General features: G+C 61.2%; 21 protein-coding genes. 12 read left to right on the plus strand and 9 right to left on the minus strand.

Annotated elements, in window-relative coordinates; translation table 11 throughout:
* Window positions 1-28: 28 nt before the first annotated feature.
* The 3 genes from ACXYL9_RS02600 to ACXYL9_RS02610 are packed head-to-tail and all read left to right on the plus strand — an operon-like array spanning window position 29 to window position 2,810.
* Window positions 29-436, plus strand: coding sequence for a hypothetical protein (locus ACXYL9_RS02600; RefSeq protein ID WP_459038031.1), 408 nt, complete (start codon window positions 29-31; stop codon window positions 434-436).
* A gap of 46 nt (window positions 437-482) precedes the next feature.
* Window positions 483-1,187 carry a 7-cyano-7-deazaguanine synthase QueC gene (queC, locus tag ACXYL9_RS02605; RefSeq protein ID WP_459038032.1) on the plus strand — a complete coding sequence of 235 codons (705 nt, stop codon included), beginning with the start codon at window positions 483-485 and terminating at the stop codon, window positions 1,185-1,187.
* A gap of 21 nt (window positions 1,188-1,208) precedes the next feature.
* Window positions 1,209-2,810, plus strand: a complete 1,602-nt coding sequence (locus tag ACXYL9_RS02610; RefSeq protein ID WP_459039841.1) for an MFS transporter — start codon at window positions 1,209-1,211, stop codon at window positions 2,808-2,810.
* Between the two features lie 36 nt (window positions 2,811-2,846).
* On the opposite strand, the gene ACXYL9_RS02615 is transcribed toward ACXYL9_RS02610, so the two are convergent.
* From ACXYL9_RS02615 to ACXYL9_RS02635, 5 genes are all read right to left on the minus strand, one after another.
* Complete coding sequence (locus tag ACXYL9_RS02615) at window positions 2,847-3,371, minus strand: superoxide dismutase family protein (protein ID WP_459038033.1); 525 nt, start codon at window positions 3,369-3,371, stop codon at window positions 2,847-2,849.
* A gap of 93 nt (window positions 3,372-3,464) precedes the next feature.
* Complete coding sequence (locus ACXYL9_RS02620) at window positions 3,465-4,580, minus strand: OmpA family protein (RefSeq protein ID WP_459038034.1); 1,116 nt, start codon at window positions 4,578-4,580, stop codon at window positions 3,465-3,467.
* 188 nt (window positions 4,581-4,768) lie between these two features.
* On the minus strand, window positions 4,769-5,143 hold the full coding sequence (locus ACXYL9_RS02625) for a DUF2793 domain-containing protein (RefSeq protein ID WP_459039842.1): 375 nt from the start codon (window positions 5,141-5,143) through the stop codon (window positions 4,769-4,771).
* 377 nt (window positions 5,144-5,520) lie between these two features.
* Window positions 5,521-6,807 (minus strand): DNA-packaging protein, encoded by a 1,287-nt coding sequence (locus tag ACXYL9_RS02630; protein ID WP_459038035.1) that lies wholly within the window; start codon window positions 6,805-6,807, stop codon window positions 5,521-5,523.
* Entirely contained in the window at window positions 6,804-7,316 is a 513-nt protein-coding gene (locus ACXYL9_RS02635; RefSeq protein WP_459038036.1) for a hypothetical protein, read from the minus strand. Before ACXYL9_RS02635 ends, ACXYL9_RS02630 begins: the two co-directional genes overlap by 4 nt.
* Before the next feature lie 219 nt (window positions 7,317-7,535).
* Here ACXYL9_RS02635 and ACXYL9_RS02640 point away from each other — a divergent pair, with 219 nt between their 5' ends.
* Both ACXYL9_RS02640 and ACXYL9_RS02645 read left to right on the plus strand, forming a co-directional pair.
* Window positions 7,536-8,198 (plus strand): YqaA family protein, encoded by a 663-nt coding sequence (locus ACXYL9_RS02640; RefSeq protein WP_459038037.1) that lies wholly within the window; start codon window positions 7,536-7,538, stop codon window positions 8,196-8,198.
* Between the two features lie 164 nt (window positions 8,199-8,362).
* A complete protein-coding gene (locus ACXYL9_RS02645) occupies window positions 8,363-9,250 on the plus strand; it encodes an MBL fold metallo-hydrolase (RefSeq protein ID WP_459038038.1) in 888 nt (295 codons plus the stop codon).
* Between the two features lie 2 nt (window positions 9,251-9,252).
* Here the strand turns inward: ACXYL9_RS02645 and spt are convergent, their stop codons facing one another.
* The 3 genes from spt to ACXYL9_RS02660 all read right to left on the minus strand — a co-directional run bounded on the left by spt (window position 9,253) and on the right by ACXYL9_RS02660 (window position 11,227).
* Window positions 9,253-10,503 (minus strand): serine palmitoyltransferase, encoded by a 1,251-nt coding sequence (gene spt / locus ACXYL9_RS02650; protein WP_459038039.1) that lies wholly within the window; start codon window positions 10,501-10,503, stop codon window positions 9,253-9,255.
* Window positions 10,500-10,745, minus strand: coding sequence for an acyl carrier protein (locus tag ACXYL9_RS02655; protein WP_459038040.1), 246 nt, complete (start codon window positions 10,743-10,745; stop codon window positions 10,500-10,502). The genes spt and ACXYL9_RS02655 overlap by 4 nt, the downstream gene beginning before the upstream one ends.
* Window positions 10,746-10,864: 119 nt before the next feature.
* Window positions 10,865-11,227, minus strand: coding sequence for a response regulator (locus ACXYL9_RS02660; protein WP_459038041.1), 363 nt, complete (start codon window positions 11,225-11,227; stop codon window positions 10,865-10,867).
* 58 nt (window positions 11,228-11,285) lie between these two features.
* Here ACXYL9_RS02660 and ACXYL9_RS02665 point away from each other — a divergent pair, with 58 nt between their 5' ends.
* Genes ACXYL9_RS02665 through ACXYL9_RS02685 form a run of 5 tightly spaced genes read left to right on the plus strand, consistent with a single transcriptional unit; the run spans window position 11,286 to window position 14,502 of the window.
* Window positions 11,286-11,564, plus strand: a complete 279-nt coding sequence (locus ACXYL9_RS02665; protein ID WP_459038042.1) for a DUF3572 domain-containing protein — start codon at window positions 11,286-11,288, stop codon at window positions 11,562-11,564.
* The gene (locus tag ACXYL9_RS02670; protein ID WP_459038043.1) at window positions 11,561-12,187 is read left to right on the plus strand and encodes an HAD family hydrolase; all 627 of its coding nucleotides are present in this window, start codon (window positions 11,561-11,563) and stop codon (window positions 12,185-12,187) included. Before ACXYL9_RS02665 ends, ACXYL9_RS02670 begins: the two co-directional genes overlap by 4 nt.
* On the plus strand, window positions 12,184-12,645 hold the full coding sequence (locus ACXYL9_RS02675) for a RidA family protein (RefSeq protein WP_459038044.1): 462 nt from the start codon (window positions 12,184-12,186) through the stop codon (window positions 12,643-12,645). The genes ACXYL9_RS02670 and ACXYL9_RS02675 overlap by 4 nt, the downstream gene beginning before the upstream one ends.
* Window positions 12,638-13,366 (plus strand): glycerophosphodiester phosphodiesterase family protein, encoded by a 729-nt coding sequence (locus ACXYL9_RS02680; protein WP_459038045.1) that lies wholly within the window; start codon window positions 12,638-12,640, stop codon window positions 13,364-13,366. Before ACXYL9_RS02675 ends, ACXYL9_RS02680 begins: the two co-directional genes overlap by 8 nt.
* Window positions 13,363-14,502: a GNAT family N-acetyltransferase gene (locus ACXYL9_RS02685; protein WP_459038046.1), complete on the plus strand. Its 1,140-nt coding sequence runs from the start codon at window positions 13,363-13,365 to the stop codon at window positions 14,500-14,502. Before ACXYL9_RS02680 ends, ACXYL9_RS02685 begins: the two co-directional genes overlap by 4 nt.
* 1 nt (window position 14,503) lies before the next feature.
* Here the strand turns inward: ACXYL9_RS02685 and ACXYL9_RS02690 are convergent, their stop codons facing one another.
* Complete coding sequence (locus tag ACXYL9_RS02690; RefSeq protein WP_459038047.1) at window positions 14,504-14,842, minus strand: hypothetical protein; 339 nt, start codon at window positions 14,840-14,842, stop codon at window positions 14,504-14,506.
* 297 nt (window positions 14,843-15,139) lie between these two features.
* On the opposite strand from ACXYL9_RS02690, the gene dksA reads away from it, so the two are divergent.
* Window positions 15,140-15,598: an RNA polymerase-binding protein DksA gene (gene dksA / locus ACXYL9_RS02695; protein ID WP_459038048.1), complete on the plus strand. Its 459-nt coding sequence runs from the start codon at window positions 15,140-15,142 to the stop codon at window positions 15,596-15,598.
* A 165-nt stretch (window positions 15,599-15,763) separates the two neighbouring features.
* A complete protein-coding gene (locus ACXYL9_RS02700) occupies window positions 15,764-16,144 on the plus strand; it encodes a PilZ domain-containing protein (protein ID WP_459038049.1) in 381 nt (126 codons plus the stop codon).
* Window positions 16,145-16,151: the final 7 nt, after the last annotated feature.

A 16,151-nucleotide genomic window follows, 5' to 3' on the forward strand; every position in this document is an offset into this window, starting at 1 on the left:
GGGCGGGTCGCGAGCTCAGGAAAGTTTAATGACAGTACCTTCGTTCATCCGCCCGCTAGCAGTCGCCTGCATCATTGCGGGATCAGTCTCTGTGCCCAGCGCGGCGCAAGCGCCGACGCTGGCAATGCTTGATCGGTTGCAGAGCGGGGAGTGGGAAATCCGCTACCGCGAAGATGTACCCGCGCGCCGTCTATGCGTGCGAAGTGGGCGCGACCTGTTGCAACTGCGCCATCCTGACCAGACCTGCAACCGCTTCGTGGTCGAGGACGGCGATGACATGGTGACGGTGCAGTACACTTGCAAAGGCAATGGCTACGGCCGCACCAGCATCCGGCGCGAAAGTAATGGTCTGGTGCAGATCGAATCCCAGGGAATTGCCGGAGGGCGTCCGTTTTCCTTCACCGCCGAGGGTCGACGGGCTGGCAGCTGCCGCTGAACATTTTGCGCTTGGGAGGGGGCGGCCTTTGCGCTAGCTCATCCCGATGCAGTCAGATTCACCTGGGGCCGCGGCGATCCTGCTTTCTGGCGGACTCGATTCTATGGTCACAGCGGGGCTCGCGCGAGAGCAGGGTTTTGTCCTGCACGCCCTGACGATCAATTACGGTCAGCGCCACATCGTCGAATTGCAGGCCGCCCGGGCAATCGCCAGCCGGTTGCAGGTCGCGCGCCATGTCGAGCTTTCGGTCGACCTGCGTGCGCTGGGAGGATCGGCGCTCACGGACAACATCGATGTGCCCAAGGACGGGATCGGGAATGATATCCCCGTGACATATGTGCCGGCCCGCAATCTGGTGTTCCTGTCGCTGACCACCGCTTTTGCCGAAGCGTCGGGAGCACGCGACATTTTCATCGGCGTCAATGCTCTCGATTATTCCGGTTACCCTGACTGCCGGCCCGAGTTTATCCAGAGTTTCATGGAAACGGCCAACTTGGCGACCAAGGCAGGTGTCGAGGAAGGTTCTCCCTTCCGGATTCACGCACCGCTCCAGCACATGGGCAAGGCCGATATCGCGCGCGAAACAGATCGGCTGGGGCTCGATTCGGCTCTGAGCTGGTCTTGCTACGATCCAATGCCCTCAGGCGATCCGTGTGGATCTTGTGATAGTTGCCGACTGCGTCGCAAGGGGTTCGCAGATGCCGGCCTGACTGATGGTTTGAATTACCCCGCCAATGCACCGGCGGTTTAAGGGAGATACCGGGTGACGACGATAACTGAACAGCCTGCGGCGACTGCGAAGCCCGATCCCAATGCACCGGTGCCGCCCTATAGCTGGTACGCGCTCGGCGTCTTGGTGCTGATCTACATTCTCAACTTCATCGATCGGCAGATACTCTCGATTCTTGCCAACGACATCAAGGCCGATCTGGGTGTGAGCGACGCCTACCTTGGCTTTCTCTACGGTACCGCATTCGCGATCTTCTATTCGCTGTTCGGGATCCCGCTCGGCAAGCTGGCCGACAGCTGGCACCGCGTCCGATTGATGACAATCGGACTTAGCTTGTGGTCGGCCATGACTGTCCTGTCAGGATTTTCGAAGAACGCCGGCATGTTGACAGGAGCCCGGATCGGCGTGGGTGTGGGTGAAGCGACGGCGAGCCCGTCAGCCTACTCGCTCATTTCTGACTGGTTTCCCGCCCGTCTCAGGGCCACGGCTCTCGCGATCTATTCCTCTGGACTTTACCTTGGTGGCGGCATGTCTATCCTCATCGGCGCAGTGGCGCTGGAATGGTGGAATGAAACCTATCCCGGTGGAGGCCCAATGGGGCTGGTCGGCTGGCAGGCCGCGTTCATCGCCGTGGGCCTGCCAGGCTTGCTGTTGGCACTGTGGGTGGTCACGCTGAAGGAACCGGTGCGTGGTCTGATAGATGGGATCCCGTCCCAACCTGTCGCGCATCCATTTCGAGAGTTCTTTGATGAACTGTTCCAGATCATCCCACCGCTGACACTTGTCGGTGCTGCTCGCAGGGGCGTTTTAGCCTTTGCATTGAACATCGGGGTCTTTGTCGGTGCGTTTCTGGTCGCGTGGTTTCTCACCTGGTTCGTAGGTTCGGGCGAAGGAGCGATCATCTCGGCTATATCCGATCAGTGGTTCCTGCTCGCAATCGGCTATTATGCCATCTACTGCTGGGCCGCAGCACTGCGCTCACGTGATCCCGCGACCTTCGCCTTGACCTGGGGCTCGCCTGCATTTCTTTGCACGATCCTTGGCTATGGCATCGTCGCATTCATGGCGTATGCGACCAGTTACTGGAGCGCGCCTTACGCAGAGCGAGTTTTCGAAATTAGCAAGATACAGCTTGGCTGGTGGCTTGGAATGCCCACCGCCGTAGCAGGGTTTCTCGGCGTTATCGCGGGAGGTCGCATGGCCGACTTTTTCTTCACCCGGTTTGCATATGGCCGCATCCTCGTGACGATGTTCGGCCTGCTAGCACCGATTCCGGTCATGTGGTTCATGTTTACCACCAGCGACATGACGACGTTCCTGTTCCTGGCCGTCATTGCCCAGTTCTGCGCCGCCAGCGCGCTAGGCGGAGCTGCGGCAACCAGCCAAGCTTTGGTGCTTCCACGGATGCGCGGGGTGGCGACTGCGACGTTCTTCCTCGCCACTACACTGGTGGGGCTCGCTCTGGGCCCATATACGGCCGGTCTCGTCTCGGCGAAGAATGGCGACAACTTGGCGCAGGGCATGTTGGCGACGCTATGGGCAGCGCCGGTCGGACTGGTGCTTTTGACAGCCGCCATCATACTGGTGCCCGCCGCAGCCGTGAGCGTTGTCGAGAGGGCGCGTAATGCTGGCGAGAGAATTTAACCCGCCAAACGTTTACGTGGTCCGTCGTCTGTAAGTTCAGTTGGCCTCGAGTACGCCGCAGGCGACGCGCTTGCCTGCATTGCCGGATGGCTCGCTCGTCCCATCGTCGGGATCGGCATGGATGACGATTGCGGTGCCATCGGCATCGAACAGCGCGTCGAGAACATTGGCGCGGCTGCCACGAAGCTCGACCGTCTTCGTTGCGGTTCCCGAGCCGGAGACAATCAAATTGGGCAGATCGCCCAGGTGACTGCCATCGTCATCGTCAAGGCCATGCCCAGCGCCGGCGGGGTTTAAATGGCCACCAGCGGATGTGAAGTCGGGACGGTTGCAGCGGCCTGTGGTGTGGAGATGAAACCCATGCTCTCCGGGGGTGAGGCCGGTCACTGCGAGCGTGAGCGAAACCGTGTCGCCGCTCCCGAGCAACTGGGCCGTGCCTGCTGGCACCCCATTGGCCAGGGTCAGTCGGGCGCTACCAATCTGCTCGGTCGGTATGCTTCCGATCGTTTCACATCCTGCGAGGGACAATGCGGCGACGGTAGCAATGACGGCGATTTTCATGGCGGTACTCCTCCGTAAGACAGACACTAGTCCCAACGAAAAAGGGGCCGGATTGCTCCGACCCCCTTCCCGAAATATTTGCGGTGGTTCCGCTTACATGCCCGAACCGGGGCCGTAAGTGATCTCCACGCGACGGTTCTGCAGTTCACGAACGCCATCGGCGGTCGGGACGCGGGGACGGCTTTCACCGAACGCTTCCGACGACATCCGGGCTTCCGGAATGCCGCGACCGGCGAGGTATGCGCGGACCGAACGGTTACGACGTTCGGACAGGCCGACGTTGTAGGTCTGCGGACCGGAACGGTCAGCGTGACCTGCCAGCATCACCGAAGCAGTGCCGCAGTTGGCGTAAGCCGTGACAGCGTTGTTCAGGATGTTGGCTGCGTCAGCCGTGATGTCCGACTTGTCCCATTCGAAGAACACGATGTACGGACCAGTGTTGCACGGCGGCGGCGGCGGCGGAGCCACTACCGGCGGCGGAGCCGGACGCGGCGGCGGCGGCGGAGCCACTACCGGCGGCGGAGCCGGCGGTTCGCCGAAGTTGTAGGTCAGCGTGCCGAGGATCGAGTGCGAACGGAAGTTGTCGTCCACAGTACGGCCTGCGCGATCGATCAGCTCGACGCTGTCGACGTTGAAGAGGCGGTACTTCAGACCAATGTCCCAGCGATCGCTAAGCGGAGCGCGGACACCGGCAAGGAGCTGCCAAGCGAAACCACTGTCCGAATCGTCGAGACCGGGTTCACCACGTTCCGTGATACGAGCGTTAATGTCGGTACGGGCAACGCCCAGACCGCCACCGACGAAGCCCTGCAGACCATCGTCCGGGCCGAAGTCGGCCAGTGCGTTGACCATGAAGCTCAGTGCGCTGGCATCACCGCGAGCGGCATAGATACCCGAAGCCGACGGGAAGCCCGCTGCGTTCGGGAAACCACGATTACCGGCGGCAACTTCGTTGATCGCAGCTTCACGATAGCTTGCTTCAGCTTCGAGGCGAACCGGACCGAAGTCGTAGCCAACCACGCCGCCGAAATCGTAACCTTCGTCGGTTGCGATGGTCAGATCGTCAGTGTTGCCATTGATGTTAAGATCGATATCTTCGACGATCATGACACCGCCGTCGACCTCAACGTACCAAGCATCATCACGAGCGAGGGCCGGCGATGCAAGGGCCGTGGAGGCCATCGCCATTCCGATGACGAGATTCCTCATTATAATATTCCCCTTCTAATAGCGAATTGGAGCCACCAAGAGCCCCCCATCTAACTTTTCCCCTAGACAGTGGCAAGCTGGCAAAGACATCAATCTGTTGCAAGAATGTCGCATATCAGGGGGGCGGTCAGCAATCTTACTACATTCTCGTCATTTCGTTCCAATAGCAGGAGAAAAAATTGCGGTTCTCAAGGACTGACGATGCCACTTGCCTGGAGCGCCGCAATCATCTCTTCGATTGCTTGACGCGCCTCAGCATCGATCGTCGCTCCGCCGGTCGGGGAAGCCGGGCTTGCAGCGGCTGACCAAACGGAATCAAAGTGGATGAAACGCCGGTCGGCGACGTGCCAGCACCGCATACCGTCGGTAGGTTGCAGGAAAAGCCAGTCGCCGCTGGAAAAGAGCGCGACCTTGCCAGCATTGTCGGCCCATTCGCTGGTCGGGGCCGAACCGACGATCCAGGCTTCTCCAGCGGCAGGGCTTGAGGGTGGTGTATCGGCCTCCGCCTGGACTGCCAGGTGCAAGAGAGCATCGACCCGAACGAGGGCTTCGTTGAATTGCAGGTGATATTGCGATCACCGTTGGCCCCCGCGGAATTTGCGGAAGGGGTAAATCTTTTAGCGGGGTCGAGCCTCTGGCCATTCGCGTCGGGTGCGGTCGGTGGGGCCAAGTTCGGCCGACTTTTGTTACGGGTCCAGAACCCACCTATCGATCACAACGCCAGGCCGATCCTTGCCTGGCGCCTCGAAGACGAATTGGGGGCAACAAGGTTTGTCGGCCGGTACCGCTCGTCGCATTGGATCAAGCTTTTCTTCGTGGTCTGGTACTCGATACTCGCCAGTATTTGCGCCGCTGTTTTTATCACGTGCATTCGCGATCAATCGGTCCTGCCGATTGCCGGCGTTTCGCTCCTGCTCCTGATCGCCCCAGCGGCTATGCACTATGCGTTCAATCGAAAAGCTAAGTCGGAACTGGAGGAAATATTGTACTTCCTGTATTCACCGCCGGCCATCAATCCGCACAACTCATCTTCGAGCCGCGCGAACAAGCCTGCATGAGTCACACGCCCTGCTTCATACAGCGCCGCGACCGGCTCGGCCCGGGCGACCTTGCCGCGGCTTGCGTGGACCAGCTTGACGGGCAGGGTGATGTCGGCGGCGCGCAATACGCTGGCGACCATTGCGCCGCCCTGGTTGGCCTCGGCAATCACCCGGTCGGCATCCCAGGTCTTGGCTGCGCGGGCGACGGCGCGAGCCCAGCTTTCCGGGCTCGGCTTGAGCACCGAGCAATCGCCCAAAACCCGGGCCGTCCCGTCCGCCAGCCGTGCTGCGACCACGATCCCGCAGGCATCGCCATGGGCTGATGCCGGGGGATCGACCCCGACCACGATCCGCGCCGCTTCGCTTGCGCTGCCATCGGAGCGGCACCTTTCGAGCAAGGCGCGGCTCCACAATGCGCCTTCGACTTCGGCCAGCATCTCGCCATCGAGCTCCTGCCGCCCAAGCGTCGTGCGTCCGAATTGGCGGCGCATCTGGCGCACGAAGCGCTGCGGCAGGTTGGCGCTGTTGTCATAGGTGCTGCCGGTGGTGAGGACCGTGCCTTCATCCTTGGTAGCTTCGTCGAGAAGCCGCTGCATCAGCGGGGCCGCACGCGGGGTGGTGGTGGCCATCACCCGCGGCGCGTGACCGAGGCGCAGGCCCATCAGCAAATTGTCCCAGGTCCGAGTGGCCCGCTCTGCCCCGGCATCCCATTTGGCGATTTCGTCGCACCAGGCGTGGCTGTGCTGCGGCCCGCGCAGGCTCTCCGGCTCGGCTGCCGAGTACAGATAAGCCTGCGCGCCATTGGGCCATGTCAGCCGCCGCAGGCTCGGCTCGAACAAAGGCATCCGGTCGGGCGGCGAGACCGCCAGCAAACCGCTCTCGCCTTCGACCATGACGCTGCGCACCTCGGCCAGCGAAGCGCCCACCAGGGCGATGCGCGCATCGGGATCGCGCCGCGCCACCAGCCGGACCCATTCGGCCCCGCAGCGGGTCTTACCAAAGCCGCGTCCGGCCATGACCAGCCAGCAGCGCCAGTCGCCGTCCGGCGGCCATTGTTGCGCGCGCGCCCATAGTTTCCAGTGAAAGCGCAGGCGATCTTTTTCGCTCTGTTCGAGCGTGGCGAGATAGGCGAGGCGTTTATCGCGGTCGAGCGCAAGCAGGTAGCGCAGGTGGTCGAAGGAATTCACGACTTGCCCGGCGCTTGATCGTCCGCCCCCGGCCTGGCGGGGACGTGGTAATTGCCATCCTCGTCCTGGACCACTTCGCCCAAGGCAAGGCTGTTCTGGCGCATGGCTTCCAGCTTGGCGTCGATGGAAGCGAGAATGGCCTCCTCGTCTTCATCATCACGCAGGGCGCGCTGCCGGCCAACTGCGTCGCGGTGCGCGGCGAGCAGGCGGAAGGCGATGGCATTGTCGTATTTGCGGCGTGCCCGGTCCTTGGCCTTGCCGCCTTCGAGCTCGCCATCCCGCAGGCGCCGCAGCAATTCCATTTCCAGATTGTCGTATCCTTCGGCCAGCGCTTCCTGCCACAGGCTGGCGAATGCCCGGTCGCCGCGGCGCGTCTTGTAGATCGTGCCGGTGTCGACCCCGGCTGCACGCGCGGCCCGGCTGACATTCGACGATTGCGCCAGTTCGGCCAGGAACAGATCGCGCCAGTTGCGGGGTGGTGCCCCGGCTTTCCCACGCTTTGCGCCCATTGTTTCGACCCCATATTGGTGCGTGCAGAAACGCGAACGGGCGACGCTGCGTGATGCAGGCCGCCCGGTTCGAATCGGTATTTTGCGATGTTCCGTTTCTCTAACCAAACAGCGTTACGATGTCAATACAAAAGTGCCATATAGGTTAAACAGGGAATGGTTGCGCCTGTGTGCATGCTGCCGTAAATGCGCGGTCACAACTTCGGGACGCCCCTTGAAATGCTGATGAAACCGCTGCGCCGGCTGTATGATTGGACGATGGAAAAAGCGGCCCATCCGGCAGCCGAATGGTGGCTCGCGCTGTTCTGCTTCGTCGAGGCCAGTTTCTTTCCCATCCCGCCGCACCCGCTGCTGGGCCTGATGTGCCTGGCAGAGCCGCAAAAGGCGTTGCGCTTCGGGATCATCGCCACCGCAGCCTCGGTCATCGGCGGGCTGTTTGGCTACTTCATCGGCTGGGGCATGTACGACCTGGTCGGGGCGCGGGTGATCGAAGTCACCGGGTTGACAGACAGCTTCCCGCAGGCGGCCTGCTATCTCAACGAATATGACTGGGAAGCGATCATCCTGGCCGGATCGACTCCGATCCCGTTCAAGCTGCTGACCATCACCGCCGGTTTTGTCGGCATGAACCTCGTCACCTTCGTGCTGGCGAGTATTATCGGGCGCGGCATGATCTTCTTCACGATCGGTGCGCTGTTCCGCATCTTCGGGGCACCGATCAAGCGCTTCATCGACAAGTATCTCGGCTGGGTGACCACCGCTTTCGTCGTACTCGTGGTCGGCGGCATCATCGCCATCACGCAGTTTGGCGGCAATGGCGAAGGCGAGGCTGATCCGTGTGCCGACGCGACGCTCGAGAGTGTTCACCAGTCTGGCGGCTAGGCACCGAGGACATGGGCGGCGCATCGATAAGCAGTCCATGAGATGCCGTTCGGGATGGCATCGCTCTGGAAAACCGTCGGAACCTCCTTACTTGCAAGGGAGTTGGATGAACGTTGTCTACAGCGTTTCAGATCGCCGGAACACGCTTCCAGGAGAATGTTCGAATGACCCCCGCCGAACCGCAAGTCCGAGCCTTTTTTGACGAGCCAACCAACACGGTGAGCTATCTCGTATGGGATACCGAAACCATGCGCGGCGCGGTCATCGACCCTGTGCTGGATTTCGATATCGCATCCGGCGAGGCGGATGTGCGGTCGGCCGAAGCAATCCTTGCCGCGGCCAAGGACGAGGGAATCAAACTCGATTGGGTGCTCGAAACCCACGCCCATGCCGATCACCTCTCGGCCGCTCCCTTCATCAAGCAGCAAACTGGTGCCCGGATCGGGATCGGTGAGCATATCAAGGACGTGCAGAAGATCTTCCGGCCGGTTTTTGCAGCCGATGACCTGAAACCGGACGGGTCGGACTTTGACCACCTGTTCAAGGATGGCGAACGCTTCAACATCGGGTCACTCGAAGTCGAGGCCCTGCATGTTCCGGGCCACACGCCCGCCGACATGGCTTTCAAGATCGGCGACCAGCTGTGGGTCGGCGATACGCTCTTCATGCCCGATTTCGGCACCGCGCGTGCCGATTTTCCCGGCGGCGATGCGCGGCAGCTATATCGTTCTATCCGCAAGCTGCTGGAGTTGCCCGATCACACGAAGATCTACCTGTGCCATGATTACAAGGCTCCGGGACGTGACGAATATCGCTGGGAAACTACCATTGGCGAGCAGCGCGAAAACAGCGTCCACATCCGCGATGGCATCAGCGAAGACGAATTCGTTGCGATGAGGGAGGAACGCGATGCCACCCTTGCAGTGCCGCGATTGCTGCTTCCGTCGATCCAGGTCAACATCCGCGCCGGCCGCATGCCAGAAGCAGAGGACAATGGCGTCCAGTACCTCAAGATCCCGATCAAGCCGGTTCGCCACCGGGTTGGCGAGTAGTCCTAGATAATCCCGGTCGCCTTGCCGGCCCGTTCGAACATGCCAAGTATGGTCTGCACTTCCTCGTCGCTGTGCTCTGCGCACAGCGAGCAGCGCAGCAGCGTCATGTTGGCAGGCGTGGCAGGTGGGCGCGCCAGATTGACGTAAAGCCCTTCGGTGAGCAGTGCTTCCCACATCGCCGCGCCTTTTTCGAGGTCGGGCATGATGACTGCGATGATCGCGCTTTCCGGCGCATCGGTGCCGAGCTGGAATCCAAGATTCTTGAGGCCCAGGTGCAGCGCCTTCGAATTTTCCCACAGATGGGCGCGCTTGTTTGATCCGTGCATCAGCTTGCGGATCGAAGTGGCCGCGGTCGCCACTACGCTGGGGGGCAGCGAAGCGGTGAAGACATAGGGACGGCAAACCAGCCGCATGATCTCGAACTTCGGGTGATTGGACACGCAAAAACCGCCGACGGTGCCGACACTTTTCGAAAATGTGCCGATGATGAAGTCGCAATCATCGATCACGCCAGCCGCTTCGCAAACCCCGCGGCCGTTCTCGCCGATGAAGCCCATCGAATGGGCCTCGTCAACCAGCACCATGGCGCCGTATTTCTTCGCTACGGTGACCATTTCGCGCAATGGCGCGATATCGCCGAGCATCGAATAGACACCTTCGAGGATGACGAGCTTGCCGGCCCCCTCGGGAACGCGCTTCAGGCGCTTCTCCAGCGCTTCGACATCATTGTGCTTGAACGGCACGACCTCGGCATTGCCCATCGCGCAGCCGTCCCAGATGCTGGCATGGCTGTCGATGTCGAGGATGATGTAGTCACCCTTGCCGGCGATGGTGGAAATGATGCCCAGGTTGGCGAGGTAGCCGGTCGAAAAGACCATGGCATGATCCATCGCGTAGAATTCTTTCAGCGCCTCCTCGCACTCCTTGTGCCCCTGATAGGTGCCGTTGAGGACGCGGCTGCCGGTGGTGCCGGTGCCGAAGTCGCGCATGGCCTGCACGCCAGCGTCGATGACCTCCGGATCGAAGGTCATGCCCATGTAATTGTATGTGCCCAGCAGGATCGTGTCGCGCCCGTTGCAGATCGCCCGGGTCGGCGAAATGACTTTCTCCATCACCAGGTTGAACGGGTCTTCCTGCCCGCTCGACAGCAGGCCCTCGCGCAAAGCGATGATGCCGTCGAACTTGGAAAACAGGTCGGGGGTGCCGCCGTCGATCTCTTCCGGCTGGTCGGGTTGCGAAATGCCTTCGCTCATGCGTCTTTCGCCATGGCATGGACGGCATCGACGAGGTGGCCATAGTTCTCGATCTCGGCCTGTTGGTTCATACTGATGATGATGTCGAACTCGTCCTCGATCTCGGCGACAAAATCCATCACGGTCAGGCTGTCAAATTCAAGATCGTTCTGGAATGTCGTGCTGTCGGTAATGTCGACGCCCTTCTTGTTGAAGGGTTCGAGCTTTTCGCGAATGCGTTTGTCGACTTCGGAGCGGTCCATAAGGCCTAGTCCCTGGCTGCATGGGGCGCGTGCGCCCCGTGGAAAATAGTGCGGGTGGGAAAGCGGGAATGCGCCGCCAATGTCAAGCTTGGCGAAAGTGCCGCTACGGGGCTCTGTTGCTACAGCAGGCGTTCGACTGCAGCCATGAACGGACCGATGGAGACGGGCTTGGAAAGATAATCCGCCGCGCCTGCATCGCGGATTTTTTCCTCGTCTCCCTTTCCGGCATAGGCCGTCACGGCGAGTACGGGGATGGCAGCCAGCATGGCGTCCTTTTTCATCGCCGCTATCAATTCGACGCCTGAAATATTGGGGAGCTGGATGTCCATGATGGCGAGGTCAGGGCCGAAATCGCGTGCCGCGCCAAGGACCGCATTGCCGTCGGCGCAGGGCAGCACTTCGTGCCCCCTCGAGCGCAGCACGTCGCAGAACAGTTTCCGGTTGAGGTCGTTGTCCTCGACAACCAGTATTCTCTTTGCCACTGGGGACGCTCCTTCAGCGGCCTCCTTTAAGCCACACCACGGAGCCTTGCCAATTATCATGCGGCCACCTTCCCCCGATCACTCGCCCCAGGATGCCGATGCGCTCGCGCTCAAGGCACTTGGCTGGGTGCTGACTGAGGATACGCGGGCCGAACGCCTGCTTGCATTGACCGGGCTCACTCCCGATATCCTGCGCGAACGCTTGACCGACCCGGTGGTACTCGCTGCCGTGCTCGATTTTCTAGCCAATCACGAGCCGGACCTGATGCTTGCAGCCGATGCGCTCGGTGTGGAGCCGCAGGTCCTGCTCGATGCCCGGGAGCAACTCGTGCGATGAATCGCCCGCTGGTCATATCAGACTGCGACGAAGTCCTGCTGCGCATGGTCGCGCATTTTCGTGACTGGCTGGGCGAGGACCACGCGATCGATTTCAACCTAGATAGCGGCGATTTCGCCAGGGCGCTGGTGTGGCGCGACAGCGGAGAGTTTCTCGAGCAGCGCGATATCTGGAAATATCTCAACCTGTTCTTCGACCACGAAATGGATCGGCAGGACCCGATCGCCGGCGCGGTCGAGGCGATCAACACAATCTCGAAGCATGCCGACGTGGTAATTCTCACCAATCTTCTCGACAACCGTCGCGACAAGCGTGCCGAGCAATTGCTGCGCTATGGGATCAATGCCCCGGTCTATACCAACCAGGGGCCAAAGGGACCGGCGCTGGCGCGAATCCTGGAGGAGCGCCAGCCTTCGCGTGCACTGTTCATCGACGACCTGGCCCAGCACCATGGCTCGGCCCAGGAAGTGGTGCCCCATGTAACGCGGCTGCACCTCTGCGGCGAGCCGGCCATCGCCCCGCACATCACCTGCGGCGAAAAGGCTGGCCATGCCCACGCCCGCATCGACGAGTGGGAACACGCCTTGCCCTGGATTCTTGAACGACTGGAGGAAACAGAATGAGTATCGAAGCCCGGCTGAATGAACTGGGGATCATCCTGCCCGAAGCCGCTGCCCCCGTGGCGAGCTATGTGCCGGTGGTAGTCCATGGCGGTTTTGCCCATGTTTCGGGCCAGTTGCCCTTCATCGACGGCGAACTCGTCAAGGGGCGTCTCGGCGACGATGTTTCGCTTGAGGACGGCATGGCCGCGGCGCGCGCTTGCGGAATGATGATCCTGGCCCAGCTGAAAGCGGCACTCATTCCGCTCGACCGGGTCGACCGGGTCGTCAAGCTGGGTGCCTTCGTCAATTGCACCCCCGATTACACCGACCAGCCCAAGGTCGCTAACGGCGCATCCGAACTGATGTTCGATGTCTTTGGCGAGAAGGGCCGCCATGCGCGGGCCGCAGTGGGCGTGCCTGCCTTGCCACTTGGTGCGGCGGTCGAGGTCGACGCGATTATCGCGCTTAGCGGTGACTAGGCGCACCGTTCCGGAATGGTTGACGCGGTGGGAATACGCCCATCGCGGCCTGCACGGGCAAGGTGTTCCTGAAAACTCGCTAGCCGCCGCCAGCGCCGCCATCGCGGCTGGGCTGGGCGTCGAATGCGATATCCAGCGCAGCAGCGACAATTGGCCGATAGTCTTTCATGACTGGGACCTGTTGCGGCTGACCGGAACCGAGGGTTTGACCGAAGGGCGCACCGCGCTGGAACTGCGCGAATTGCGCTACCTCGACAGCGACCATGCCCCCGCCACGCTGATCGATCTGCTCGAGCTCGTCGATGGTAAGGTGCCGTTGCTGATCGAACTCAAATCCAAGCGCGGCTACGACGTGGAGGCGAGTTGTGTACGGGTGCGAGAATGCCTCGCCGACTATCACGGCGATCATGCGGTGATGAGTTTCGATCCAAGGGTCGCGCGCTGGTTTCGCCGCAATGCTCCCGACTTCACATGCGGCCTCGTGATGCGCGAGGATGAGCATGGTTATACGCAGAAGCGCTGGCAACGCCGCCTCGCGCTGGCGATCGCGAAGCCCGATTTCTTGGCCTATCATATTGCCGCGCTGCCCAGTCCATGGGTTGCGGACCTGCGCGCCGGAGGGTTGCCGGTCCTGACCTGGACCGTCAATTCGCCGGCGATGAGGGAGCGGGCACTGGTTCATGCTGATGCCCTCATCAGCGAAGGGGCTGGGCTGGCGTGAGCGCGGCGGAATTCACTGCGCGAATCCTGTCGGGTGTGACCGAGGTTGACCCGGCGCACTGGAATGCACTGGGTGGGGCCGACAATCCTTTCATGAGCCATGCATTCCTCAGCGCGATGGAGGATTCGGGCAGCGTAGGCCCCGGCACGGGATGGCAGCCAGCCCCGATCGTGATCGAAAGCGAGAGCGGCATCCCTCTGGCCGCGCTGCCAGCCTACCTAAAGGGGCATAGCCAGGGCGAATTTGTCTTCGATCATGGGTGGGCAGATGCCTATGAGCGGGCCGGCGGCAATTATTATCCCAAGCTGCAGATCGCAGCGCCGTTCACGCCTGCGACCGGCCCCCGGCTGTTGCTGGCGGACGAGGCGCTTGGCCCTCCATTACTGCGCGCGGCCGAGGAATTATGTACACAAAACCATATCTCGAGCGCTCATGCGACATTCGTTGATCCTGCACAATTGCCGGTATTCGAGCAGGCCGGCTGGTTGCTGCGCAGCGACATCCAGTTCCACTGGTCCAACCAGAACTATTCTTCTTTCGACGATTTTCTCGACGATCTCGCCAGCCGCAAGCGGCGCGCCTTGCGCAAGGAGAGGGCACGGGCTCAGGCCGAAGTAGAAATCCGCCATCTGGCCGGCGATGCCATTTCTCCGACGGATTGGGATGCGTTCTGGGAATTCTACCAGGACACGGGTGCGCGCAAATGGGGAACACCCTACCTCACCCGCGAGGCATTCGATCTGCTGGGCGAGCGGATGGGCAAGCAATTATTGCTGATTATGGCTTACCGCGATGGACGCCCGGTTGCGGGCGCGCTGAACGTGATCGGGAAGGATGCGCTCTACGGGCGCTACTGGGGATGCAGCGAGACGATCCCGTTCCTGCATTTCGAACTATGCTACTATCAGGCGATCGATGTAGCCATCGCCCGCGGGCTGGACCGGGTCGAGGCCGGGGCGCAAGGCGGCCACAAGCTCGCCCGTGGCTACGCGCCGGTTCAGACATGGTCGGCGCATTGGATCGCCGATCCGGGCTTTCGCGAAGCGATTGCCGATTTCCTCGATCGCGAGCGACAGGGGGTGGCAGTCGATCAGAACTACCTCGAGCGACGCACCCCGTTTCGGAAGAGGAGTTAGCTCAGGCGACCTTGCGTTCGGCTACCAGCCAGTCGCGTGCGCGGCGCTGGGCCTCGGCGATTTCGCGGGCGGTCATTTCGTCGGAAATATCGGCCCGGCACCAGGCCGCCTCTTCATGACCGCGTGAGGCGGCCAGGTTGAACCACTTATGCGCTTCGGTGAGATCATACTCCGCGCCGTGGCTGCCGGTCGAATAGATGACCCCGAGATCATAGAGCGCGATGGTTTCCCCGGCTGCTGCTGCTGCCAGGCACTGCGCGATAACCAGATTTTCTTCGCCGGCTTTGGTGCCGACTGTTTCGTTGGCCGTCAGGCCGCCTTGGATCGGAGTGAGCTTCATGTCTTGTACCCCCAGTTTTCCAGCGAGATCGCGCTGGCCTCATCCGTAGGTTCAAGCGTTTTATGGTAAAAACTTCGTTAACCACGTCAGCAGTTTCTTGATCAGCGCGGGGGTTTTTAACGCGCTGTTCGGGCTGCCTTAAGCTTTAACGTGCTTATTCGCAGCGCGATTAGGATTGCGCCTTGTGTGTAATCCACCCGATCATTATAGGCGCGCTCATCGGGCAGGCCCGGCTACCGTAATGGCGGGGCCGCAGGGTTCAAGGGGCCGACCGGGAAGTGCTGCGAGAGGATGACGATGGCCGTTTCGGCGCATGACGAAACCGAAGTTCTGAAAAAGGCAAAGGACAAGCTGGGGGAAGATTACATTCCCACAGATGACGAGCCATATATGAATGAGAAGCAGCAGGATTATTTCCGTATGCTGCTCTTGGAATGGAAAAAATCAATCCATTCGGCTGCCGGGGCGACGCTGCAATCGTTGCAGGATGGCCCGATCCGCGATTCAGATCTCAACGACCGCGCTTCGAGTGAAACCGACTGGAGCATCGAGCTGCGCACGCGCGATCGCCAGCGCAAACTGATTGGCAAGATAGACAGCGCCCTGCGCCGCCTCGATGCAGGCGATTACGGTTATTGCGAAGTAACCGGCGATCCGATCGGCCTCAAGCGACTGATCGCGCGTCCGGTGGCGACCATGACCGTTGAGGCGCAGGAAGCGCATGAACGCCGCGAAAAGATTTCGCGCGACGACTGACCCCTTTTTGGACGGTTTGTGCCCGGCACTGGCCTTTTGCCTTAAATCTTCTTTAGGGGAGTTCGGCTAAGCCAGATGAACGGCAGCCAGCCCATTCCATCGGGTTGGCTGAAATGTTCCATCCGGCCGCTGATTTTGGCCCCTGGGAAAAGGACTGCGCCTTCAATGCCTGCCGTCGATACGCGCAATATATCACGCGATAGCCTGTTCTTGATGGCCGAGCTGCGTCTTGAAGGCGCCGAAGCGGTCGAGCGGGTCAAGGTGCGTAATCTGTCAGCTGGCGGAATGATGGCCGAAGGTCCGGTCCGGGTGGTGCGCGGTGCTCGTCTTTCGGTGAAACTGCGCAATATCGAATGGGTCGATGGCAACGTGGCCTGGGTGCAGGACAACCGGTTCGGTATCGCCTTCGATACCACGATCGATCCGGCTCGGGCGCGCGCCTCTTCAGCACCTGCGGACGAGACATCGTCTCCGCGTTTTACTCGCCCGATCGGTTACATGTCGGGCCATGCGTCGGCCGATGCGTCCAAGATACGCAAAATCTGATCGTTTT

The sequence above is a fragment of the Qipengyuania sp. CAU 1752 genome (genome assembly GCF_054482615.1).

Bases quoted from the DNA above. Each gene is read 5' to 3' on its own strand.
- ACXYL9_RS02600 (WP_459038031.1), top strand. From the start codon at position 29: ATGACAGTACCTTCGTTCATCCGCCCGCTAGCAGTCGCCTGCATCATT.
- queC (WP_459038032.1), top strand. From the start codon at position 483: ATGCAGTCAGATTCACCTGGGGCCGCGGCGATCCTGCTTTCTGGCGGA.
- ACXYL9_RS02615 (WP_459038033.1), bottom strand. From the start codon at position 3,371: ATGAAAATCGCCGTCATTGCTACCGTCGCCGCATTGTCCCTCGCAGGA.
- ACXYL9_RS02620 (WP_459038034.1), bottom strand. From the start codon at position 4,580: ATGAGGAATCTCGTCATCGGAATGGCGATGGCCTCCACGGCCCTTGCA.
- ACXYL9_RS02635 (WP_459038036.1), bottom strand. From the start codon at position 7,316: ATGGGCGCAAAGCGTGGGAAAGCCGGGGCACCACCCCGCAACTGGCGC.
- ACXYL9_RS02640 (WP_459038037.1), top strand. From the start codon at position 7,536: ATGCTGATGAAACCGCTGCGCCGGCTGTATGATTGGACGATGGAAAAA.
- ACXYL9_RS02645 (WP_459038038.1), top strand. From the start codon at position 8,363: ATGACCCCCGCCGAACCGCAAGTCCGAGCCTTTTTTGACGAGCCAACC.
- spt (WP_459038039.1), bottom strand. From the start codon at position 10,503: ATGAGCGAAGGCATTTCGCAACCCGACCAGCCGGAAGAGATCGACGGC.
- ACXYL9_RS02655 (WP_459038040.1), bottom strand. From the start codon at position 10,745: ATGGACCGCTCCGAAGTCGACAAACGCATTCGCGAAAAGCTCGAACCC.
- ACXYL9_RS02665 (WP_459038042.1), top strand. From the start codon at position 11,286: ATGCGGCCACCTTCCCCCGATCACTCGCCCCAGGATGCCGATGCGCTC.
- ACXYL9_RS02670 (WP_459038043.1), top strand. From the start codon at position 11,561: ATGAATCGCCCGCTGGTCATATCAGACTGCGACGAAGTCCTGCTGCGC.
- ACXYL9_RS02675 (WP_459038044.1), top strand. From the start codon at position 12,184: ATGAGTATCGAAGCCCGGCTGAATGAACTGGGGATCATCCTGCCCGAA.
- ACXYL9_RS02690 (WP_459038047.1), bottom strand. From the start codon at position 14,842: ATGAAGCTCACTCCGATCCAAGGCGGCCTGACGGCCAACGAAACAGTC.
- dksA (WP_459038048.1), top strand. From the start codon at position 15,140: ATGGCCGTTTCGGCGCATGACGAAACCGAAGTTCTGAAAAAGGCAAAG.
- ACXYL9_RS02700 (WP_459038049.1), top strand. From the start codon at position 15,764: ATGCCTGCCGTCGATACGCGCAATATATCACGCGATAGCCTGTTCTTG.